The 24698-nt window shown below is 34.9% G+C and carries 17 protein-coding genes; 5 read left to right on the top strand and 12 right to left on the bottom strand.

What is annotated here, in order from left to right; translation table 11 throughout:
* From AC23MB_RS06005 to AC23MB_RS05990, 4 genes are all read right to left on the bottom strand, one after another.
* Positions 1 to 462, bottom strand: coding sequence for a hypothetical protein (locus tag AC23MB_RS06005; protein WP_313028613.1), 462 nt, complete (start codon positions 460 to 462; stop codon positions 1 to 3).
* A gap of 41 nt (positions 463 to 503) precedes the next feature.
* The gene (locus AC23MB_RS06000) at positions 504 to 1571 is read right to left on the bottom strand and encodes a DUF2891 domain-containing protein (RefSeq protein WP_487786757.1); all 1068 of its coding nucleotides are present in this window, start codon (positions 1569 to 1571) and stop codon (positions 504 to 506) included.
* Between the two features lie 68 nt (positions 1572 to 1639).
* Complete coding sequence (locus AC23MB_RS05995; protein WP_312323336.1) at positions 1640 to 2005, bottom strand: hypothetical protein; 366 nt, start codon at positions 2003 to 2005, stop codon at positions 1640 to 1642.
* Positions 2006 to 2041: 36 nt separating this feature from the next.
* Positions 2042 to 3184 (bottom strand): acyl-CoA dehydrogenase, encoded by a 1143-nt coding sequence (locus AC23MB_RS05990; protein ID WP_313028609.1) that lies wholly within the window; start codon positions 3182 to 3184, stop codon positions 2042 to 2044.
* Between the two features lie 164 nt (positions 3185 to 3348).
* On the opposite strand from AC23MB_RS05990, the gene AC23MB_RS05985 reads away from it, so the two are divergent.
* Both AC23MB_RS05985 and AC23MB_RS05980 read left to right on the top strand, forming a co-directional pair.
* A complete protein-coding gene (locus AC23MB_RS05985; protein WP_313028608.1) occupies positions 3349 to 5121 on the top strand; it encodes an AMP-dependent synthetase/ligase in 1773 nt (590 codons plus the stop codon).
* Positions 5122 to 5211: 90 nt separating this feature from the next.
* Positions 5212 to 6972, top strand: a complete 1761-nt coding sequence (locus AC23MB_RS05980; protein WP_313028606.1) for an AMP-dependent synthetase/ligase — start codon at positions 5212 to 5214, stop codon at positions 6970 to 6972.
* Between the two features lie 50 nt (positions 6973 to 7022).
* Here the strand turns inward: AC23MB_RS05980 and AC23MB_RS05975 are convergent, their stop codons facing one another.
* The 3 genes from AC23MB_RS05975 to AC23MB_RS05965 all read right to left on the bottom strand — a co-directional run bounded on the left by AC23MB_RS05975 (position 7023) and on the right by AC23MB_RS05965 (position 10627).
* On the bottom strand, positions 7023 to 7937 hold the full coding sequence (locus tag AC23MB_RS05975; RefSeq protein ID WP_313028605.1) for a TIGR01777 family oxidoreductase: 915 nt from the start codon (positions 7935 to 7937) through the stop codon (positions 7023 to 7025).
* Between the two features lie 3 nt (positions 7938 to 7940).
* Complete coding sequence (locus AC23MB_RS05970) at positions 7941 to 8765, bottom strand: CvfB family protein (RefSeq protein WP_079665622.1); 825 nt, start codon at positions 8763 to 8765, stop codon at positions 7941 to 7943.
* A gap of 65 nt (positions 8766 to 8830) precedes the next feature.
* A complete protein-coding gene (locus tag AC23MB_RS05965) occupies positions 8831 to 10627 on the bottom strand; it encodes a TonB-dependent receptor plug domain-containing protein (RefSeq protein ID WP_487786756.1) in 1797 nt (598 codons plus the stop codon).
* Between the two features lie 395 nt (positions 10628 to 11022).
* Here AC23MB_RS05965 and uvrA point away from each other — a divergent pair, with 395 nt between their 5' ends.
* Complete coding sequence (uvrA, locus tag AC23MB_RS05960; protein WP_487786755.1) at positions 11023 to 13809, top strand: excinuclease ABC subunit UvrA; 2787 nt, start codon at positions 11023 to 11025, stop codon at positions 13807 to 13809.
* 82 nt (positions 13810 to 13891) lie between these two features.
* Here uvrA and AC23MB_RS05955 read toward each other — a convergent pair whose 3' ends face one another.
* From AC23MB_RS05955 to AC23MB_RS05945, 3 genes are all read right to left on the bottom strand, one after another.
* Complete coding sequence (locus tag AC23MB_RS05955; RefSeq protein ID WP_374329521.1) at positions 13892 to 14173, bottom strand: GNAT family N-acetyltransferase; 282 nt, start codon at positions 14171 to 14173, stop codon at positions 13892 to 13894.
* 11 nt (positions 14174 to 14184) lie between these two features.
* Positions 14185 to 14583, bottom strand: coding sequence for an OsmC family protein (locus tag AC23MB_RS05950; protein ID WP_374329522.1), 399 nt, complete (start codon positions 14581 to 14583; stop codon positions 14185 to 14187).
* Positions 14584 to 14880: 297 nt separating this feature from the next.
* A complete protein-coding gene (locus tag AC23MB_RS05945) occupies positions 14881 to 18117 on the bottom strand; it encodes a hypothetical protein (protein ID WP_487786754.1) in 3237 nt (1078 codons plus the stop codon).
* 242 nt (positions 18118 to 18359) lie between these two features.
* Here AC23MB_RS05945 and AC23MB_RS05940 point away from each other — a divergent pair, with 242 nt between their 5' ends.
* Positions 18360 to 19115: a T9SS-dependent surface endonuclease, AS87_RS02955 family gene (locus AC23MB_RS05940; protein WP_431411984.1), complete on the top strand. Its 756-nt coding sequence runs from the start codon at positions 18360 to 18362 to the stop codon at positions 19113 to 19115.
* A 293-nt stretch (positions 19116 to 19408) separates the two neighbouring features.
* The gene (locus AC23MB_RS05935; RefSeq protein WP_487786753.1) at positions 19409 to 20197 is read left to right on the top strand and encodes a T9SS type A sorting domain-containing protein; all 789 of its coding nucleotides are present in this window, start codon (positions 19409 to 19411) and stop codon (positions 20195 to 20197) included.
* A 66-nt stretch (positions 20198 to 20263) separates the two neighbouring features.
* On the opposite strand, the gene AC23MB_RS05930 is transcribed toward AC23MB_RS05935, so the two are convergent.
* Positions 20264 to 23083, bottom strand: a complete 2820-nt coding sequence (locus AC23MB_RS05930) for an aminopeptidase (RefSeq protein WP_487786752.1) — start codon at positions 23081 to 23083, stop codon at positions 20264 to 20266.
* A gap of 165 nt (positions 23084 to 23248) precedes the next feature.
* Positions 23249 to 24607 carry an orotidine-5'-phosphate decarboxylase gene (gene pyrF, locus AC23MB_RS05925; protein ID WP_487786751.1) on the bottom strand — a complete coding sequence of 453 codons (1359 nt, stop codon included), beginning with the start codon at positions 24605 to 24607 and terminating at the stop codon, positions 23249 to 23251.
* Between the last annotated feature and the right edge of the window lie 91 nt (positions 24608 to 24698).

The following is a 24698-nucleotide window of genomic DNA, read 5'->3' as shown; positions in this document are numbered from 1 at the left end:
TTATTTTATTTTTTCTAAAATTAAATTTTTAGGACTACTTTTAATTTTTAAAATTAAAACAGGATGCGTTTGTTTTGCTTCCTTATATTCCCAGTTTTCAATTTTTTTATATTTTACAATAATATTTTTTTCATCATTTTGAATACTTTCGATTTTAATATCTGAGTAATCTGTTGCAGAACTTGCCTTTGGCTTTACAACTAATAGACTTTCACCAGCTTCTATAATAGGAATAGGCGCAGAACGTTTGAATTGTGGATCTTGCAGTTTATTATAGAGATTTGTAACTTCATCCATTGTTGATAATGCAAAAATTTCTTTTGAATCAAAATCTTTGTTCAACCTCCGCTCCTCTGTATATTCTACTTTTTGCATTGTTTTACCTTTTTGCGCATGCATGCTAGAAGTGCCATTACATGACATTAAAGACAATCCAATTGCTATTGTTGTAAATATTTTCATCTTTTTCGGTAAATATAGAAATAATATAGCAAAAAATAAAATTAATCTACATTTGAAATAGCAAAAACGGCAAAACTAGCTAACCAGTGATCACCGCCATAATTACTACTAAAGATTAATGGCATTCCGTTTTTTAAGAAATGTTCCGCCGTATCTTCAAATTGCTTTTTAAGTGGATGACTATTTGATAAAGCTCTGGAAATCCCCTTCATACACCAAGCTTTACTAAAGGACAAGCCCGCCAAATGTACCGTTTGATAATCTGACAAATCGCTTACAATTGGTATTTGAGAAATATTTTCGAGACTTCTTTTATCATAAAATTGATCCAACCAATTTTCAAAATCTTTTTGTGAAAGTACACGACGCATAAGATCATCTATCTCCAAACTTGGTGAGAAAAAGTCCGAACCATCTGGCTCTAAATAGGCAGGCGTTTTTTCATCTTTTAAATAAAAATTTTTAACCTTTTGTACCAATTGATTTTCAAAATCTTTATCGCCAATTTTTCTCGCCCAATCGATGGCAAAGCCTATTGCAAAAGCAGAATTGGGATGAACGCCTGTTCTGTTAGGATAAGTTTGTTTAGGAAGATAATCTTTCCACATTCGCAAAATCTCATCTGTAAGAGGTTTCATATTTTGATGCCAAGTCCTAGCTTGTGGTGTATCCCAAGTTGCTAATTCTTCATCAAGTTTTAGGATCCAAGCCCAACCGTAGGTTCGTTCAAAGTTTTTTGCGAGATCATATTTAGTAAAATATTGTGCTTCCTTTTTTAGAGATTCGGCATTGAAACTTTTGTCTAAAATCTTTGTGATGCGCCAAGATTGTGCAAGATTTGGTTTCTCTTTTAAAATTTTCAATAACATCCAATGTCCATGAACAGAACTATGCCAGTCAAAACAACCATAAAAAGAAGGATGCAGATCTTTTGGTGATAAGCTAACTTCTTGTAAAGAGTTGATAATATGAGCAGTCTTGTTTGGATATTCTTGCTCAATGCATTTCAAAGGCATCTCGGATAACTTAGTTGCTAACGCATCTGTTAATTGAGTTTTTTGTGCAGATAGACTTATCGATGCAAAAGCTAAAAGGCTTAGATATTTCATTAATAATGATTTAATACGAAGTTTAAAAATACAAAAATCCCTTTCATTACTGAAAGGGACTTTTTTTATTATTTCATGCTGATAACTTTATCAACGACATACACTGTATTTCCTCGCCACGGCAAGCTACCATGATATTCTTTGTAATGTAAATCGAAATACTTTCCGCTATTAAGTTCTAATTGTTTGAAAACAGCTTCATCTTCGATAGAAAATTCAAACTGATTGCTTCCAAGTGCACCACCAACTTTGGTAGTACCAAACCCTTCTTGGATCAACTTTCCTTCATAGGTTTTGAAAACATTTCCTTTTTTAACAGCATAGTTTAGATAACCAGATTTAACGCCTTCTCCAAATACAAAATAAAATTTATACCAAATAAAACCACCTAGTAAAAGCACTGCTACCGCCAAAAAAATCCAAAAATATTTCATGATAATTTATGTTTAATTGATAAAGATAACAACAAATTATTTCTTAGCAATACTTCTAGAGATCACAATCTTTTGGATTTCTGAAGTACCTTCGTAGATTTGTGTAATCTTCGCATCACGCATCAATCGTTCTACGTGATATTCTTTAACATAACCATATCCGCCGTGTATTTGTACCGCTTCGATAGTTGTATCCATCGCAACTTGAGACGAATAAAGTTTTGCCATAGCGCCACTTTCTGAGATATCTTTACCAGCATCTTTCTCAACTGCCGCTTTGAAACAAAGCATTCTAGCCGCTGTAATGTTAACGTGCATATCAGCTAATTTGAAAGCAATCGCTTGGTGGTTGATAATCTCTGTACCGAAAGCTTTTCTTTCTTTAGCATATTTAAGCGCCAATTCGTAAGCACCAGAAGCGATACCTAAAGCTTGAGACGCGATACCAATTCTACCACCGTTAAGAACCGCCATTGCAAAGTTGAATCCGAAACCATCTTCGCCAATTCTGTTTTCTTTTGGTACTTTAACATCTGTGAAAAGTAAAGAATGAGTGTCACTTCCTCTAATTCCTAATTTGTCTTCTTTAGGACCAATTTCGAAACCTTCCCAACCTCTCTCTACGATGAAGGCGTTGATACCTTTATGCTTTTTCTCTGGATCTGTCTGCGCAATAACGATATAATAAGCAGCGTTACCACCATTAGTAATCCAGTTTTTAGTACCGTTTAATAAATAATAATCACCTTTATCCTCTGCAGTTGTACGTTGAGATGTTGCGTCAGATCCAGCTTCTGGCTCAGACAATGCGAAAGCTCCGATAACTTCTCCACTTGCAAGAGGTTTTAGATACTTCATTTTTTGCTCTTCGCTAGCAAATTTCTCTAGGCCAGCACATACTAAAGAGTTATTAACTGACATTACTACCGCAGCAGAAGCATCAATTTTTGCAATTTCTTCCATTGCAAGAACGTAAGATACACTATCAAGACCAGCTCCTCCGTATTTTGGGTCAACCATCATACCTAGGAAACCAAGTTCTCCCATTTTCTTAACTTGTTCTGTCGGGAATTTTTGATGTGTATCTCTTTCGATAACACCAGGAAGTAATTCAGTCTGAGCGAAATCTCTAGCTGCCTGCTGAATCATCAGTTGTTCTTCTGATAAATTAAAATCCATATCAATTACTAGTATTAATTGCTCGTAAATTTACGATTTTTACGAAAATTATAACGATATGTATCGAATAAAATACATTTTTGTCATTTAGTTAAAAAAAACTATATTTACGAAAATCTACTTTTTATTAAATTCAATTTAAAAATTATCAAATATTTAACGATATGTCTGTTAAAAGAACGTTTGATTTTGCTCATAAGGCTCTAAATCAATATCCTAAAAATGATGCTTTGGTTACGAAAAAGAATGGGGAATGGAAAAAAACGTCCACCTTAGAGTTTATTAACCAAGCAAACAAAATTTCTCGAGGACTGTTAAAACTAGGGATAAAACCTGGTGACAAAATCGGATTAATTACAAGCAACAACCGTACAGAATGGAGCATTATGGACTTGGGGATTTCTCAAATCGGCGCTATTTCGGTGCCTGTATATCCAACCATTTCGGAGGAAGATTATGTGTATATTTTTAATAATGCCGAAATAAAATATTGCTTCGTATCAGATGTTGATTTATACAAAAAAATGCAGGTTGTAAAGCCTGAGGTGTCATCTTTGGCTGGTGTTTTTTGTTTTGATGATGTCGACGGCGCACCTAATTGGAAAGAAATATTAGATCTTGGAGAAGATGATGCGACACAGCAAGAGGTAGAAGATTTATCAAAAGGCATACAAGAAGATGACGTAGTGACATTAATCTACACTTCTGGTACAACTGGACGTCCTAAAGGCGTGATGCTGACACACCAAAACATCGTGTCAAATGTATTGGGAAGCGACTCTCGAATCCCTAGAGATAAAAGCATTAATTATAAAGACCTTCGTGCATTAAGTTTTTTACCGATTTGTCATATTTTCGAAAGAATGGTTTATTACATTTTCATCAATAATGGATTTTCTATTTATTATGCGGAAAGCATTGAGAAAATCGGAGAAAACGTGAAAGAAGTAAAACCAAATTATATGACAGTTGTTCCGCGTTTGGTAGAAAAAGTTTACGATTCCATCTATAATAAAGGAACTGCAGCTGGTGGTCTTAAATCTAAAATTTTCCTTTGGTCAATTTCGATTGCCGAAAAATACAATCTACAAGCGCCAAAATCTTTTGCGCACATTATTGCTGACAAACTGGTTTTCAAAAAATGGAGAGAAGGCTTGGGCGGAAATTTAATAACATTAGTTTCAGGTTCTGCGGCGCTTTCTTCAAGGTTAAACAGAATGTTTCAAGCTGCGGGAATCCCAGTTTTGGAAGGTTATGGCTTAACAGAAACATCACCAGTTATTTCGGTTAACAGTTTCGAAAAAATGAGATTAGGCTCTGTAGGCGTTCCACTAAGTAATGTCGATGTTAAAATAGCTGCTGATGGGGAAATTACAGTAAAAGGACCTTCTATTTTTGGCGGTTATTATAAGGACGACGAAAAAACGCAGGAAGCCTTCACAGAAGATGGTTATTTCAAAACGGGCGATATTGGACACATTGACGACGATGGATTCTTATTTATCACCGATAGAAAAAAAGAAATGTTCAAAACTTCTGGAGGAAAATTCATTGCACCTCAAGTTATCGAGAATCATGCTAAAGCTTCAAAATTCATTGAGCAAATTATGGTCGTTGGCGATGGTGAAAAAATGCCAACCGCTTTGGTACAACCAGATTTTAATTTTGCGCAAAACTGGGCTAAAATTAAAAATCTCAACATTGGTACTACACTAGAAGAAATGGCAAAGAGCCCAGAACTAAAGGAAAGAATCATGCAAGAAATGGAAACGCTTAATAAAAAATTAGGCAAGTGGGAGCAGATTAAAAAGATTGAACTCACACCAAAAGTATGGTCAATAGATGATGGACTACTAACACCGACTCTTAAACTTAAACGTAAAGCCATCAAAGAAGCTTTCAACGATTTGTATGAAAAGTTGTACGACAGAAAATAGTTAACATAAAAAGCTATCCATTGGATAGCTTTATTTTTTTGAAAAAACTCATAATTGTTATATTTGCATTCAATCTTTGTTACAAGCAACATGACATTAACTCGAATTTTCGATATTCCTTATATTACACTAGAAAAATATCCAAAAAAAGACTACATCAATGACAAAATTGGTGGAAGTTGGAGAAATCTTTCAACTGAAGAATTCATTACAAAAAGCAATCAATTTTCTAGAGGTTTAATAAAATTAGGTTTAAAAAAAGGTGACAAAATAGGACTTATCACCACAACCAACAGAACCGAATGGTGCATTATCGACCAAGCAGCTTTACAACTCGGTATTATCACGGTTCCTATCTATCCATCGATTTCGAAAGCGGATTTCGTCTATAATCTTGACGATTCGGATTCGTTATTTTGTTTTGTATCAGATGAAAAATTATTTAATAAAATTAATGAAATCCGTGATCAACTTCCCTTGATGAAGGAGATTTATACTTTTGATAAAGTTAATGCTGCTAAACATTGGGAAGATATTTTAGAACTTGGGAAAGACGACAGTCTTCAAGCTGAAGTTGACCAAATAAAAAAAGAAATTTATCCAGACGATTTAGTGTCGATTATCTACACTTCTGGAACGACAGGAAAACCAAAAGGTGTGATGTTAACGCACAACAATATCGCCCAAGACATCATTGGTTGCGAAGACAGAATCCCGCGCAGACAGGGCAACGACAGTCGTGCATTAAGTTTTTTACCAATGTGTCACGTCTTCGAAAGGATGATTTTCTACCTTTTCACTTACAATGGTTTTGCTATTTATTTCGCTGAAAGCACAGACAAGCTTAGTGAAAATCTTCAAGAAGTAAAACCGCATTATATGACTGTTGTTCCGCGTGTTATCGAGAAAGTTTATGATTCAATTTATAAAAAAGGAACCGAAGCTGGCGGCATCAAAAAAAGTATTTTCTTATGGTCACTCAAAATTGCCGAAAATTATAAACTTGGAGCACCAAAAAGTTTCTTCCACAAGATTGCTGACAAATTGGTTTTCTCTAAATGGAGAGCTGGTATTGGAGGTAATATTTTAACTTTAGTTTCTGGATCTGCGCCACTTTCTACACGACTTAATATTATGTTTCAGGCAGCTGGCATTCCGATTCAGGAAGGTTATGGTTTGACAGAAACTTCGCCTGTAATTTCGGTTAACAGTTTTGACTTTATGAAAATGGGTTCCATCGGAAAACCTCTTTTTAATGTTAATGTTAAAATAGCCGAAGATGGCGAAATAACGGTTAAAGGACCAACGGTAACCCAAGGTTATTACAAAAATCCAGAACTAAGTAGAGAAGCTTTTGATAATGAAGGCTACTTCAAAACAGGTGATATTGGACATTTAGATAAAGATGGATTCCTTTTTATTACAGATAGAAAGAAGGAAATGTTCAAAACGTCGGGCGGCAAATATGTTGCGCCACAAGTCATCGAAAATCTTGCGAAGGCTTCTTTATTTATTGAACAAATTATGGTTGTTGGCGAAGGTGAAAAAATGCCAACAGCACTTATACAACCCGACTTTGACTATGCTAAAAAATGGGCGAAAGATAACAATGTCAACATCGGGACGACGCCTGAAGAGATTGCGAAAAGTCCAGAACTAAAAGTTGCCATCGAAAAAGAAATGAAAAACATCAACAAGGATCTTGGCCATTGGGAACAAATCAAAAAAATAGAATTAACGCCCGAGATTTGGTCTGAGGAAAACGGTATGTTGACACCAACTTTGAAGTTAAAACGTAAAGTGATTAAAGAACATTTTATGGATCTTTATAACAAACTTTATGATAGATAATATAAATAAAATGGCTACCAAATTTGGTAGCCATTTTTTTTAATAAATTATTATTTCAACAAATTCTTCAAAGCATCTTCTAATTTTGGAAACTTAAATTGAAATCCTTGTTTTAAAATCTTTTCCGAAGAAACGCGACTTCCTTTTAAGATTAAATTCGCCATTTCGCCAAACATTATTTTTAATCCAAAAGCAGGAACATTCGGAAACCACAGTTTCTTTTTAAGTTGTTTCGCGACGGCTTTCGTTAAATCTTTATTGGTGATATGCTCAGGCGCAGCAGCATTGTAAGCGCCAATCATTGTATCGTCCTCGATCGCTTGCAAATACATCGCAGACATATCATCGATATGAATCCATGGTACATATTGCTTTCCACTTCCTAATGGTGCACCCGAATTTTTCTCGATTGGTGTTTTTAATTCTGCTAAAAGTCCTCCTTTGTCAGACAAAACGCCAGAAGTCCGCAACATCACCACTCTATCGGCAACATTCTTAAAATCCAAAGCTTTATTTTCCCAAGCTTGACAAACTTTACCAAGAAAATCCTCGGCAGGCGAATCTGTTTCAACAAAGATTTTATCAGACGTTATTGCACCATAATAGCCAATCGCCGACGCAGAAATAAAAGCTTTAAGTGTTATATTTTGTTTTTCAATTTCAGCTTTGATAATGTCCGCAGAAATTACACGACTATCTACAACTAATTTTTTGTAAGACTTTGTCCAACGCATCGCAATGGGCGCGCCAGCAAGATGTACAACATACTCAACGCCGTCCAAAGCACCATCTTCGATAGAATTATTATCATAATCTAATTTAAAAGCTTTATAAGGACTTTGCTGCTTTTCGTCGTTGAATCTTACCAAAACATGAACGTCGTAACCTTTAGAAACGAGCAATTCACACAATGCAGAACCGATTAAACCTGTAGCGCCAGTGACAAGAACTTTAGATTTCATCATCAATTATAGTAATCTGATTTTATCATCTTCAATTTCGATTATTTTGTCTTTATAAAGACCGCCAATCGCCTTCTTGAAGTTCTTTTTACTCATTTGCAATTCATCTTTTATCTCTTCAGGAGATGATTTATCCGACAAATAAATCAAACCGTAGTTGTCATTTAGTTTATCAATAATTTTTTGTTTGAACTCATCGATATTTTCAAAACCTTCTGGTTGTAGAGACACATCAATCTTACCATCTTCACGAATCGCCTTAATATAACCTTGTTCAGTAGAAAGTGGATATAACTTTTTATAAACGTCAGAAGCGTAGATTAATGCAATATATTTTTTATCAATGATAACATTCCATCCTAATTCGGATTCGCCAATCATTAATAAATCGACTTTATCACCTTTTTTAAATGGTAAATCTGTGTATTGCGGATTACGTTTAAACTTGGTTGTACCCGTAATTCTACCACTCTCTTCATCAATATAGACGTAAACGATATAACGTTTGCTTTCAAGAATTTTCCCTTTTTGTTGTTTATAAGGCACGAACAAATCTTTGATAATTCCCCAGTCCATAAAAGCACCACTCGGCAAACTTTGCACACAAGTCATCACGGCAAATTCGTCGACTTCGCATAAAGGCGTTTCGGTAGTCGCTTTTAATTTGTCATCATCTTGATACACAAAAACGTCAACATCTTGATCAACTTCTAAAGTCGAATTAACTAGAATCTTAGATAAAAAGGCTTTCTCACCTAATTCATCTATCAAAATGTAACCTGAATTATTAACTTCTGAAACCTTTAGCGTCTGGAATTTTCCTACTTGCATTGTAAATATTTGTTGCAAAATTAAGTAAAATAAAAACATCCGCCTTAATGACGGATGTTGTGTTTCTAAAACTTATTTTTAAACGTAAATCCTAGCATAAACCAACGACCTGGCATTGGCACTAGGCTCGTTTCGGTATATTCTGCATTTGTAATATTATTGACTAGAAGATAAATATTAAGCTTATCTGTTTGATAATTTAACTTCGCATCTAGAAGATTATAACTTCCCAAAGCGATTCTCTCATTGTAACGATAGACAACTTCTGTCCCGAATCGCCAATATTTTGCTTGCAATTTTGCATTGAATTGATGACGAAGATTATCTAAAACATACTTGGAAAAGGCTTGATCTTCACGATTAATTTTGTTATCCAAATAAGTATAACCTACAGATAGATTATTAACAATCCAATTAAATTTTTGAGCGACCTCGGTTTCAAAACCAAGTGTTTTTACATTGCTAATATTTTCGGCACGCCAAATAGCAGCCAACGAATCCTTTGTCCAGTCAATGGCGTTATCCGTATTTCTACCGAAACCACTTACTTTCAAAAGAGAATATGCACGTTGATATTGATAGCCAATTTCGTAATTCCATGCATTTTCTGGTTTTAAGTTAGGATTACCAATTTCGGTTTTACTAACATAATAAAGATCTGTGTATGTTGGGATACGGTTGGTTTTAGCAAGATTTCCGTAGATTTTGTTGTGCTCATCTAGATTATATCCGACATCCAAACCTGGATAAAAAAAGTTGCCAGTCCTTGGATAATTCGCCCAACTTACACCTGGGATAATGTTAAGTTTTTGATCTAGCAAACTAATGTGATGTTCAAAAAAAACTTGCGTGATAAAACGCTCTCTTTCGCCTAGATTATTGCTGCGAAGCGCTTCGTTACGGAACTCGACACCCAAGCCAGATTTCCCCAAACTTGACACGTAAGACGTATTCAACTCACCGCCAATATTGTTACCGATGTGCATATTACGGTAGATTTCGGGCTTAACACGGTTAAACAAATACATATCCTGTCCTCTTCTCCAATACACATTGGCGTTGACTCCAAAATTTCCAAAAGACTGATCGTAAGACGCACTCACCAAAGATGTTTGTGTCTCTTCATATTGATCCTTGGCTAGTGGTGAAGAATAAAATCCATTTGCACCAAATTTTTTCTCTGTAAAACCAGCTTGCATTTTGAAGTTTGCATCTTTAATTTTAAACTGATTTTGATACCAAACATTTTGCACATCGGAATCTGTGTTAAAACGATAACCTGCAGATTCTGCTTTACCAACTTGAATAAAATTTCCGAAATTTTCGTTTCCAAAATCAGCAGAAGCACCAAGAGACCAAGTTTTGAAATCCCCACCTGCAGCATTAATTTGATAAGCATTGTCTTTACCAACATTGGTAATAATATTAATAACACCTCCGTAAGCATTCTGTCCAAAACGTCGTGCTGCAGGACCTTTTATAATCTCAACACGATCGATACTCGCCATATCAAAAGGAAGATTAAACGTGTTATGTCCCGTTTGTGCATCATTCATTTTGATACCATTTATCAGAACCAAAACCTGCTCGAAAGAGCTACCACGAATACTAAGATCTGTTTGTACATCATTCATCCCACGGCGACGCATATCCATCCCAGTGAAATATTGTAGCAAATCAGCAACGCTTCGTGCTGGTGATTCTTGAATTTGTTTTTTAGAAATAACCGTAATATTTTCCGCAACTTTAGTAATTGGAGTTGAAAAAAATTTTCCTTTTACGACGACTTCTTCTATGTCTTGCTGTTGTGCCGAAAAAAATGCACAAGACAACGCAAAACCCGTTAACAAAAGCTTTTTCATAGTTTTTTACAATTTTACGGGGGCAAAGCTATGCAATAATTAAAAAAATCAACAACAAAAAATAATTTATTTTAAGATTAAATTAAAAATTTACTTTAAAAAAATATTTTAAAGAAAAAAATATTACTTTTATATTTCAAAACAAAAAAAAATATCAATACCTAGCATTATCCTTTGTTAATATGTTGACAGAAAAACGAAACAATTTTCTTCATAAGCAATTGCTATATTTTAAGTTATCATTTGAGCAGTAATTTATTTTACTGCTCTTTTTCTTTAAGAAACTGTTTATAATTTAAACCTAAAATTTTCAATGGATTTCTAAATAAACATTAACAAAATATCTAGCTGAAAAAAACGCATTTTTTCGTAATTTTGTGGGTCTTAATTTTAATATGGCTACAACTGCAGAAATCGATATAAAAAAACAACTTTTTGTTAAAAACGCACATCTTAACAATCTGAAACACATTGATGTTTTAATACCAAAAAACAAACTCATTGTGATAACGGGCGTTTCGGGAAGCGGAAAATCTTCGCTAGCTTTCGACACGATCTATGCGGAAGGTCAACGTCGCTATGTTGAAAGTTTGAGCTCTTACGCGCGACAATTTTTAGGAAAATTAGAAAAACCAAAAGTTGACGACATCAAAGGTCTTGCGCCCTCGATCGCGATTCAGCAGAAAGTTATTTCGTCAAATCCACGTTCTACAGTTGGTACATCGACTGAAATCTATGATTATCTAAAGTTGTTGTACGCCAGAATTGGCCATACTTTTTCACCAATTTCTGGTGAGGAAGTCAAAAAAGATTCTGTAACTGATGTTATCGATTTTATTAAGGCTTCAAAAAAAGACACGAGTTTTATCTTGATGGCACCTTTGCAATATGAAGTTGACAACTTTACCGAACAACTAAAAACTTTAAAGGTTTCTGGTTTTACACGTTTGGAAGTTGGCGGAAATCTTGCTAATATTGAGGATTTAGAAAGTTTTGGTTTCGTACCAGAAGCTAATACAGAAATATTTTTGGTTATCGACCGTTTCAGTTACGAAGAGGACGAAAACTTCTTGCAACGTTTGGCGGATTCTATCCAAATGGCGTTCTACGAAGGTCACGGACGTTGTCTTTTGAAAAATACAGAGAACAACGAGGTTCGAGATTTCTCTAATAAATTTGAGTTAGATGGCATCGATTTTAATGAACCGAATGTACATTATTTCAGCTTTAACAATCCTTATGGCGCTTGTCCAACTTGTGAAGGTTACGGCAAAATAATTGGCATTGACGAAGATCTTGTCATTCCAAATAAAAATCTGTCTGTTTTTGAAGATGCCATTGCACCTTGGAAGGGCGAAACAATGAGCGAATGGAAACGCTCTTTCATTAAAAAAGCAAAAGACTTCCCTATTCATAAGGCTTACCACCAACTCACAAAAGAACAAAAACAATATTTGTGGCGTGGCGACAAGTCTGCAAGTTTCCCAAGTATTGATAATTTCTTCAAAATGTTGGAGGAGAATCTTTACAAAATTCAATACCGTGTGATGTTGTCACGTTATCGTGGTAAAACGACTTGTCCGACTTGCGAAGGTCTTAGATTGCGTGAAGAAACATCTTGGGTAAAAATTGATGGGCACAACATCCAGTCTTTGATTGAATTGCCTTTGGATGAGCTTTCACCGATTATTGAAAGTTTTAAATTATCAAAATATGATGCCGAAGTTGCGAAACGTCTCCTTTACGAAATAAAATCTCGAATCGGATTTTTACTAAAAGTTGGTTTGGGTTATCTTAATCTTAACAGAACGTCCAACACGCTTTCTGGTGGTGAAAGTCAACGTATTAATTTGGCGACAAGTTTGGGAAGTTCTTTGGTGGGTTCCATTTATATTTTGGACGAACCAAGTATTGGTCTTCACTCTCGCGACACCGAAAATCTCATTGAAGTTCTAAAAAATCTTCGCGATCTTGGCAACACGGTTATCGTTGTAGAGCACGATGAAGACGTGATGCACGCTGCGGATTACATTATCGACATTGGTCCAGAAGCTGGATATCTTGGTGGTGATTTGGTATTTGCTGGAGATTATAAAGATTTGAAAAAAGCAGATACTTTAACGTCTAAATATCTTAACAACGAACTAAATATTGAAGTTCCGAAAAAGCGTCGTGTTCCAAAAGAGTTTATAAAAATAAAAGGTGCTCGTCAAAACAATCTTAAAAATATTGACGTCGATGTCCCATTGGAAGTTTTAACCGTTGTAACGGGCGTTTCCGGAAGTGGAAAATCAACTTTGATGAAGGAAATCCTAACCAATGCGGTGCAAATTCAGTTGGGAATGGGCGGCAAAAAAGCCGATTATGACAGTGTGGAGTTTCCAAAAAAATTGATTAAAAACATTGAGTTAATCGACCAAAATCCCATCGGAAAATCTTCACGTTCTAATCCTGTCACTTATCTAAAAGCTTATGACGACATTCGTGATTTATTTTCGAAACAAAAATCGGCGTCGCTTATGGGACTAAAACCTAAGCATTTCTCTTTCAATGTGGATGGTGGACGTTGCGACGAATGTAAAGGGGAAGGCGTGATTACAGTGTCCATGCAATTTATGGCGGACATCGAATTGGAATGCGAACATTGTCACGGCACACGTTTTAAAAGTGAAATTCTTGAAGTTAAAGTTGACGAGAAAAGCATTTCGGATATTTTAAAAATGACCGTTGACGAAGCAATCAACTTTTTCACAGAATTGCAAGAATCCAAAATTGTACAAAAGCTAAAACCATTACAAGAAGTTGGACTTGGTTATTTACAACTAGGACAATCCTCTTCTACCCTTTCTGGTGGCGAAGCGCAACGTGTAAAACTCGCGTCTTTCCTAGTAAAAGGTGTTACGACGGACAAAACTTTATTTGTTTTTGATGAACCGTCGACAGGATTGCACTTCCATGATATTAATAAATTGATGAAATCGCTGCAAGCTTTGATCGAGCTTGGACATTCGGTGATTGTGATTGAACATCAACCCGACATCATCAAATGCGCTGATTATATTATCGATATTGGTCCAAATGCTGGAAAACATGGTGGCGAAGTGGTTTTCACTGGAACGCCTGAAGATTTAGCAAAGAATAAAATATCGGCAACCGCAAAGTACATCGCTGAAAAACTTTAAGTTTTTTTGAAGTTTTAAAAATAAAAAAGGCTTTCAGAGTTTTGAACTCTGAAAGCCTTTTTATTGATAAATAGTCCTATTTTTACGCTAAAACGTCTTGCAATTCTGTATGTTTTTTGAACATTGCGCTTGCAAAAGGACAAAGCGGAATCACTTTTTTATTTTCTTTTCTAGCGAAATCTACCACTGCATTTAGAAGATTCATTCCGACACCTAGACCGTTGTAAGCTTCTTCTACATCAGTATGATCGATGATAAATTTATCTTCTCCAGCCCAAGTGTAAGTCATTTCGCCAGCATGTCTTCCATCTATAAAAGCTTCGAACATTCCATTTTTTTCGTTGTTTTGTTGTTTGATTTCCATTTTTATATTTTTTATTTGAATTCAGAATTTATTGTAATTGAACCTTCCAAAATCTTGTGAACTGGACAAGCATTCGCAATATGCTGAAAACGCCTCATTTGATCTTGCGGAATATCAGTTTTCGAAAATCGAATATTTCTATTAAGTGTCGTTTTCGTTTTGTCATCGCTATCAACTAAAGTCACATCAACAAAAATTTCGCCAACATCCCAAGTTTTTCTCTCAGCGTACATTTTCAGCGTAATGGCTGTACAACTTGCCAAAGATGCCGCAAGAAGTTCTGTTGGTTTTGGAGCTAAATCTTTTCCACCTTTATCAATTGGTTCATCCACGATAAACTCATGATTTCCTGTTGTGACTTTGGTTAAATAAAGTTCGGTTCCTATTGTTGCAGTTACATTAACATCCATATCGTTTTATTTTTTACAATATTAAGATTATCATTCTATATCCCAATTGATATGAGATAAGAATTAGCTTTTCTATTCCGAAACAAATGCGAGTCCGTTTTTTATGAATATCATTTTTAAAATTAAAAAACTAAAATTTCCCTAATCTTTCGAAAATATAAAATTGGTATCCGAATCTGCGGCCGGGATAGTAAGGGCGCGACTGAAAGAAGCGGTCCGAAGAATAGTTTGGAAAAAGGTTTGGGCTTCTGAGGACGAAACCCCTGAATAGCCCGAAATGCCGCCCAAATAAAAAAACTAAAAGCTCGCACGAATCTGCATACTGCCCGTGTGGATCGTACGTTCGCCAGAGTTACGACCTTCGTAGTTGATGTTAAGTTGTAAAAACGAGTTGAGGCTTTGTTGCCAATAGACGCTCCAGACTTGGTTTTTGCCAGCTTTGAGACCTTCCAACATTTGGTTGCCAACAATGCTGAAACTGTTACCTGTAAAATCGTTCTTGATAAATGAGAAATTGGCTCTGACAGAGGTTTTCTTGTGGTCCCATTGCAAAGTTCCTGACAATTCGTAAGCTTTTAGTTTTTCGTCGCCGTCGGTTCTTTTCTTTTGACGAAGCGCACCGAAAAGTTCAGCTTGAAGACTTTCTGTTAAACGATAAGTGGCTTTGGGCTTGGTTTCCCAGTTTTGAAGAAGATAATTGCGGGTGCTAAACATCTGCGAATGATTGGTGACATTCTGAAGTTGGTTTTCCCAATCGGTGCGGAAATTTTTGTTAAACCAATATCCCAAATTAAAGAAGTGCGAATCTTGGGAACGTCCTTCTACACTGTAATTAGCGTTGAGTAAATTGTCGTTTGCCGTGAAGCGATAATTTGCATTCCATTTAGATTTGTCTGTAGAATTAAACAAAGCCGAAAACAAGATGTTCTGGGTTTTCATAATTTGATCATTTTCTTTAGCAAAAGGATTAAGAACAACAACGCGATCGCCTTTCATAAAAGCGTTTTGCGATAATAATGATACATTGAAATTCCATCTTTTTAGGAAAGCATTTTCGGAACTAAAAATAACTGCTGGATTTACAAACAAAGCCAATTGCAATTTGTTTTTGTTGGATGCCAAATACTTCACAGTGTTGGTGTAGACGCGAATGTATTGCGCCTGATCCATATATTCTGCAACTTCGAACTCGTCCAACTGCTGAATACCATCGCCATTATAATCCGTCCATTTGTAAACGCCTTGCCCATCGGTCACTTTAATATATTGAAACTCTCGTTGCGCTTCTTGGCCATTTCCTAATTCATAAAAAGCTTGCAAACGCATACCGTTTCGGAAAAGTTGTTGGTTGTACATCAAGTTACCAACCACGAAATCTTGGTTTTGATCATTCGTTAAAGTTTGATCTTTATAGAAAAACTTGCGATAATGCAGCAAAGCAGACAACTGAGTTTTTTCGGTTTTAATGATTTGACTTTCCGCCATTATCCCGAGAATGTTGTTCATCTTTTGTAAACGATTATCTCGAATAGAGTCGTTATCTCGAAGATAGAATTTCATCAAAAATTTTGTACGTGTGCTATCTGCGATTTTCTTTTGTAAGAAAATTTCTTTCCAGCTAAAACTCGTGACATCGTAAAGTTGCGTGTCGTTATACTTTTTAAGGTTATGCTCCATCGCGCCACCAACAGACCAACTTCCTTGTGTACCTAGTAATTCGGCAGAAGCATTGGCTCGAATAAACTGCGAGTTAACCAAAGTGGATTTGGTATCCAAATAAGAAGCGCTGGCTTGGGTTATCCATTTATCGTTTTTCCATCCGAAACCTAAATCGTTTTTAATGCCTTTGTACGTTGCTTTTTCGTCAAGATAATTGAATTTATAATTTAAAAATGTAGCATTATTCCAAAGGTTGTCAAAACCAAATACAAATCTGTTTTGAGTAATGTGACTAAATTCTTCCGTTAAATTAAAATCTCGCCAAAAATCAACATTGTTAATTCGGTCTAAGACTTTAAAATTCTTTTGGATGTGTTGATATTCAAACATCGGCGTGCCTTTCCAATTGTTTTTAGTAAAACTTTTATGAGCATAAATTCGAGCGGCGTAACCAATATTTTCATTATTATCTTTTGATGAAAAAAGGTTAAGATCGTTATTGCTAATCGAGGCATCAACGCCAATTACACCATTTTCTAAAGCATATTCTGCATTGGTTGAAAAGACTTGCGTCTTCTCAGGAGCTGGCAATCGTCGAACCGCTTGATAATCGCCCAAACCTTGTCCTACAAATTCGAAAACGCGACCATTATTAGTGGTTTGCTGTATTCTGTAATCGCCTTTTGCAACTCCAAAAAACGTAAAGCTTACTTGATACAATTCATCATCTTTGTTGGTTGAGAATTCGTAATGATAAGCCGAACCGTCAAAGATTTTTTTGTAGAGAATTTTGTTAACGTCGTATTCGGTTTTAACACCAGAAGGCGCATACATCATATCGCCGTTGTTACCTGCATTGATCAGATATTGCTTGTCCTCATCACTTAGATTAAGAGATAAAGGAGCATTTTTATTATCATTTTCCATAAACCACGAAAGCCCAACTTTGAGACGTTCGCGCTGATGTTGGAGATTTCCTGTTACCAAAAATCGGGTGTAATTTCGATTCGTATAATTATAAGTTATGGTAATGAAATTCTGTTTATAAATTGGTCTAAAACTCGTAAATGTGATTTCGCCCGTATTATAATTAATGATATAATCGAGGTTTTCGCCACGCTTCATCAACACACCATCGATGTATACTTGCTCCGAGCCCGAAATAATAGTGATAAATTGTTCGCCGTTTTTTCCTAAAAGTCGATAAGGACCTTGGTTGCCTTCGATGCCTTGAAAGCGCATTCTGTTGAACTCACTTCTCGCAATACCTCCCGAAATATCTAGAAAAGTTTTGTTGCCATTATACTCCCAATTGGTTTTTAATTGCAAGCCCATACTGCGACGTTGGTATCGTCCAAAAAATGTTCGGTTGTCATCTAGATCGAGATGGCCCGCTCGGATAATGCTGTGTTTTTTAATATTTAATTGAACATAAATCTTATCAAACTCTTGTAAAGTCTGCGTATAACCATCCGCCTGTATTGGTAAGTTGTGATCCGAAATGGAGGCTAATACCGAAACATCATCGCTTAATTTCCCCGAGATTTGCATGTCCATTGAGCTTTGTACCGAAGAGCCTTGGTTGTTGCCAAATGTTATCCCTCTTACAATGGAACCTTTTGTATTAAGGTCACCGAGAATACGAGATTTTGTATTTTTTACTAAAACTTCTTCATCATAAACAAGTTGCGGCGATTTTATAATAAAATCTAAAGTATCTTTAACAAAGAAGTCTTTGTTAAGTTTAGCTGAAATTAAGCTGTCTTTTTTGATAGAGTCCTTAGGGAGATTGGGATTTTTCCATGAAAAAATTTGAGCTTGTAAAAGTCCACAAGCTAGGCAACACAACAAAATAGTAAAAATCTGTCGATACAATTTCAAAATTTTTCCAGCCGTAAATCTACGAATAATACAGATGAATAAAAGATTTACAAGTGATTAACGAGAATTTTGAGCAAAAATTTTATAATCAATTTAAAAGTTTATATTTGTAACCCTTTCTTAAAAAAACGAGTTTATATAAATCCTTAACCATTTATTAACCTTTAAAACTTTAAGATTGGGGAACATAACTTTAACTTTGCACAAGATAAACTTAAACTTAAATATTTTTTTTTATGAAAAAACTTTATTCTTTATTAGCAGTTGCGGCAATCGCGACGAGTGTTAATGCACAACAAACAGTTTTCGAAGCAACTTTTGATGATGTTGACGGAACTGGTGGTAACTCTGGCGGTTGGTCTGGTGGTGCAGCTTCTGTAGCATTGGCTACTTACACAACAGGGGGTACATGGACACTTGCTAATGCTTACAAAGGTGATACTTCTGTAAAACTTGGTACTGGTAGCAAATTAGGAGAAATAACGACGCCATCTATTAACGCAACAGGTGTGGCTACATTAACCTTCCGTGCTGGTGCTTGGGATGGTAATGGCGAAAAAACAACACTAAAGATTTCTGCTACAGGTGCTACACTAGATTTAGCGACAGTTACTTTACAAAAAGGTGCTTTCGATACTTATACTGTAAATATTACTGATGCAAGCGGAGATGTAAAAATTAAATTCGAAGGAGAAGTAGCTTCTAAATCTAGATTCTTCATCGATGACATTAGAGTAACTGTCCCTACGCAAGCTGTTGTAGGTACAAATGCAGCTAAAGTTAACTTAGTTAAAAACACAGTTGTTGCTAACGAAATCATCTTCGGTCAAGATGCTAAAGTATCGGTAATCAACATGGCTGGTCAAGTAGTTAAAACTGCTGAGGTTAAAGAAAATGCTAGACTAGATGTTTCTAACTTAGCTAAAGGAACTTATGTAGTAACTGCAATAGTTAACGGTAAAGCGGTATCACAAAAGATCATCAAAAAATAGTTTTTCACGCCGAAAAACAAGCTAGCCTCCTATTTTGGGAGGCTTTTTTTATTAATAGAAACATAATATGAATCATGTTTTTACAAAAGGAATAAGACGTAATTTTGTACCAGAAATAATTGCTTAACTATTTCTGCTGCGATGATATTTTGATTGAATATAAGACTAATGTTATAATGAGAATTTAAATTTCAACATTAAAAAATTGTTAAATTTTAATTCATTTGTTTTTAAATTCAAATAATTTGTAAATTAGCAGTCCAATTTTTAACAAAACTTAAATTTTTTATATTATGAAAAAAATCTTTACAATTTTAGGCGTTTCAGCGGCAATGTTTGCTAGTGCTCAAAGTAATTTATTTGATGGTTCTGACTTTAATGACTGGACAGCTTTCGAATCAAGCTTAGGTTTTACTCTTAAATCAGGCGAGCAAAGTGTAAATGGTGGTATCGGTGGATCAGGTGCTTTAAAAATCATCGACAACTCGACAACACAAAACATCTATGTAATGACTGCTAACAAAAACATGAATGTTGCGGGAGCTAACTTTATTACATTGAAAATGAAAGGTGTTTCTGGTGGTATTTCTTTCAACGCTGGTGATGGTACTAATGCAGGTAGTAAGTATTTTAATGTCCCTGCAGGAACAACTGGTGATATTACTTTAACTGCTAGTGGTTCTAATTCTTATACAGGAACCATCAATGCTAGTGATTGGATTACAATTAAATTAGACCTTGCAGGTGTTAACTGGGGATCGACTCCAAGTTTCTCTATCAAACTTCAAAAAAATTCTACTAATGCATTGTTCGTAGATGATATTAAAACTGATAAGAATCTTAGTGTTGGTAATGTTAACGCTTCTAAAGTTAACTTGGTTAAGAACACAATCGTTGCTAACGAGTTAATCTTCGGTCAAGCTGCTAACGTATCTGTAATCAACATGGCTGGTCAAGTTGTTAAAACTGCTGAAGTTAAAGAAAACACTAGACTAGATGTTTCTAACTTAGCAAAAGGTACTTACGTTGTAACTGCGACTGTTAACGGTCAAGCGGTTTCTCAAAAAGTTATCAAAAAATAATTGAATTAAATTTCAATAAATAATGAAGACCGTTCTTAGGAGCGGTCTTTTTTTTTTTTAAATATCTTAATAAACCCCTCTACGAAGATTACTCAACAGCGAGCCAAGATTAAGGATAAGCGTGTATCGAATTCTGTAGCCATAATCCTTCATCGCAGGTTCGAAACCAAGAGAAGACTGAACAGGGAAATAAACCTCCAAAAAGTCTGGAATAATTTTTAGTTTAACCCCAGAATCCCAAATAAAGTCTGCCCCTTGTCCTTTGCTTTTATAAAGTCCAAAATCTGCATACAAGTTAAACATCTTCCAAATGTGAGAATCGACATTAACACTTGTAATCCATTGGTTAGCTTTGGTTTTAAAATCAGATTTGAAACCGCCTTCCGCCAAAATATATTGTTGAGACAAAATTCCCGTTGTAGCACTTTGTCCTAACAAACCGTAAGAAAAAGCATAGTTTGACACTTTAGAAATCCCGTAATCGAACGTACTATTTTGCGTATTGTTATTGATGAAAACGCCTCCAAAAAATCTAAAACTTATTTTTCGATCCTTCATATATTCCCAACGGTAAAAAGCTTCAGTCGATAATTTCTGAAAATCTTCCATCCATTGGAAACCTGCATTGATGTATTTTTCGTGGATTAAAGCATTATCGCTATACGAGTAACCGACATTCCACAAGTTATATTTTCCGTATTCTTTTGCTAAAATACGTTTCGCGTCCAAATCTTTTTGAAAATGGCCATAACTGAAATACAGATTTCTTCCAATCGCACTTCTAGGATTTTTATTAAATGAAAAATTAGTAAAAAAGCTGTAAGTCTGATATGCCAAATCATAATCGTAATGGAAATACGACGCCGAACCACCAATTTGCCAACTTCTAAAAAAGCTGTCCGCTGGCATAATGTTGTAAGAAACGCCAGCTTTACCAGTCAATTGTCCAGTCCCGGTACTGTAATACGGCGAAACAGAGTAGACAAACTTTTGATCAAAAACGCCTTTATTAACAAGATTAAAACCTAACATCACTTTATCATAAGCATTAAAACTTAGTCGTGGCGAAATGTAAAGCTCATTAAATTCAGGATTTGGAATATCTTTTATCAGTTTTAATTTAAGCCTTTTCATATTAGAAAAAAAACCTTTGGTATAAAGATAATTGTCTCTGAAATTGGTTTCGGGAAAAGAAAAATCGTCATTCACAATAATCTTTTCGGCATCGTTGGCTTTTATTTGATATGTTTTAGATTCAGAATCTGCGTACTGCCATTGCGTTTCTTTTTGTCCAGATTCGGTTTCAGCTTGTAGTTTAAATGGTAGGTTATACTTTCCGAGTTTATTTATTTTAACGTCGAAAGCCTCATCTTTTCGTACAAATTTTTTAAGATTAAAATTGACACGATTTTTTTCTTCAATTAAAGATGATAAAAAACGAGAATTTCCGCCACTTTCCCACTCTAATTTTGACAAAAAATCACTTGCAACAACTGGTTTCTGAAAATGATCTGAGAAATACGAATTTAAAAATGAATTAAATTTCGCAAAACCCATTTGATCAGCAACAAAATAAAACAGAATTCCTGTTTCAAAATGGCTGATTGCAAAAGCATTAAACTTACTTAGATCTTCATAATTTTCGCCGATTTTTTGATCCAGATTTTGTGTCAAAATATATTGATAAGCCAATGGATAACGTTCTGTCAGCTTAAGATCCGACGCATGGAAAATCTTCAAAGGTTTCATCCCAAGTATTTTTGCTTGATTAGGAAGGTCGCCCAAAAGTTTATGCTCTGGATAAAACTCTTTTAAATATTGAAATTCACAATAAGTTTGTAATCCATTTTTTAACCAATGATCTACATTTTTTTCGTTAACAAAAAGATTATTAATGATTTGCTTGGACACAATCCCAAAATAATTTAAATCTATTTTCTCTGGATCTGCAAACAATTTGTAATGAAATTTCCAAAACTTGATATCATCAATTCCCACAAACTTCTCCGCGGAACGGAATTTTTCACTAATAAATATTTTGTCAGGAAGGTGACCAAAACGCTTTTTTAAAAACTTAAGATGAAGCGGCAAATAAAACTCTAGACTTGCTCGATCGTCTTGTGTAATTGGATAACCAAAAACAACATCAATCTTTTGTTCATCAACATTGACAGAGATTTTATTAATATTATCTAATGAAATATAAAACTCTGGATCATTGACAGAAACACCAGCAAATTCGGTTTTTAAGATCCCAGTATGATGAAGATTCGATTCAACTTTAAAAGCCTCGTGAACATCAAAATTAACATCCCAATATGAAGCGCTATTTAAGTTTTGTTCGGTGTCTAGAAAATGTTTTGGATATTGATCTCGATTTTCAAAACTATCGGGAACTATGAAAAAATATTTGAGATTAAGGTCCGTTTTATCAATACCATAACCCGTAAATTTTGCATTTGGAAGTTTGACTTCGTAACGTAATTTGATGGTTTTTGAAGATTGAGGTTCTAGTTTTTGGTCTAAATCTAAATACAAAAATTCTTCTTGAAGTTTCTCAATGTCTTTTGTTTTTCCATCAAATTCAACATGAAGATTGTTGAGTGCGCCAAGTTCTGTAGGTTTTGCAAAATATAAATCCTTTTTTCGATCTTTAAGTTTGCGTTTAAGAAGTGGCGTATTTCGATTTTGATAAGCTGCAACCCAATTAAGAAGTTTGATTTTATCAATCGAAACCTCATGCGGATTATGATATACAATCTGCTGCTCAACAATCAAGTTTTGCACATCAGCAGACAATTTTGCAGAAATCCGAATGCTATCTTGCTGACCATAACACCAAATCCCCTGCATCAAAAACAAGCTACCAAAAAATAATTTATTCATCAAATATTTGCAATACTCAAATTTAGCAAAAAAACTTTCGAAATTCGTTATCAAGTCTGCATTAATTCTAGAAAAAGGAATTACATTTTAAAATTTAACATTAAAACAAAAAAAAAAGTTACCGAAAATTTCGATAACTGTTTCTGTATTTTAAAAAAGATAATTTTACAAAGCGTTTTTGTAAGCTTCCCAACCTGCCATTTTGTATTTAACGGCTTCCTGTTCAGGATTTTCGGCTTTATAAATTCCGCGACCAACGATGATAAAATCCGTATGGTAAATATTAATCACTTTTTCTGGTGTGTTATATTGTTGACCTTTGCTATCTCCGGAATCCGAAAGATTAACGCCTGGCGTCATCAAAATCAAATTATCTGGAATTTCGTTTTGCGCAACACAAGCCATAACGTTAGATTGGTTTTCGATAATTTTCATTGCTTCTTCACGATAATGCGCGTCGGTCAAAGTACCTTTAGAAGACATCCCCAAAATCGCTACAACACCAACATTAAGGAAACCATCTAGACTTGCACTTCCACCAATTACTTGCGCCGTAACAAGGTCTGCCCAGTTAGAAATCTTGTACATTCCGTATGAAAATTGCAATTCTTGCGTGTTACCAATATCAGCAAATTTGCGATCTTCCATAATTAAGAAATTATGTTTTTGCGCTAAATCTTTTAATGGTAAAACCGTAGAATCTGCATCAAAATCTGTCAAAATATCGATATGCGTTTTAAGCGCAACAATGTGTGGACCTACCATATCAGCAAAGTCTAAAAGCTCTTTAGTTGACAAAACATCAGCTGAAGCGATAAGGTTAGAATTTTTTGCAATAGCGATTTCCAAAAGGCGCTTCGCCATCGGATGCTCTACTTTTTCTAATTTATTTTCGTAAGAAATTTTCTTTTTTTCTTGAAACTGAACTTGGTTTCCGTTTAAGAAATCATTTATTCTAGCAACTTCTTCGTCAGTAAGATGTTCAACTTCTTTCAAAATTTTCACAACTTCCGAAATCGTAAACAGCGTATGAACTTTGTAACCTTTGGCTTCTAATTTTTCTTTTCCGCCTTGTTCTCTATCCAAAACAACAACAATATCGGCAACTTTTAAACCTTCATTTTCAACTTCTTCTATAGTTTCGACAAGCGATTTTCCTGATGTAATCACATCTTCCACCAAAAGACAATTGTCGCCTTTTTTATAAATACCTTCAAGAAGTTTTTTTGTACCATAAGTTTTAGCTTCTTTTCTTTTAATAATCAACGGAATGTAACTTTCCAAAGACATCGCTGTTGCCATCGGAAGCGCTGCGTAAGGCACACCGCAAATCACATCAAAATTATCCAAAGGCAACATATCCAAAAGATAGTTGGCAAGATTTTTTAAGATTTTTGGTTCTGATGCCAAAGGACGTAAGTCAACATAAAAAGGACTTTCGATGCCACTTTTCAATGTAAATCTTCCGAATTTGATAATGCCCAATTTGTAGCATTCTAAAAAAAATTCTTTTTTACTTTCCATTTTTACTTTTCACTTTCTACAAAGTTAAAATTTAATTTTCAATATTGTAATTTTGCACCGTCAGAAATTGAATTTTTAAACACAAATTTTC

This window comes from Soonwooa sp. T0.1_25 (assembly GCF_057652215.1).
This window is presented reverse-complemented; position numbering and strand designations above follow the sequence as displayed.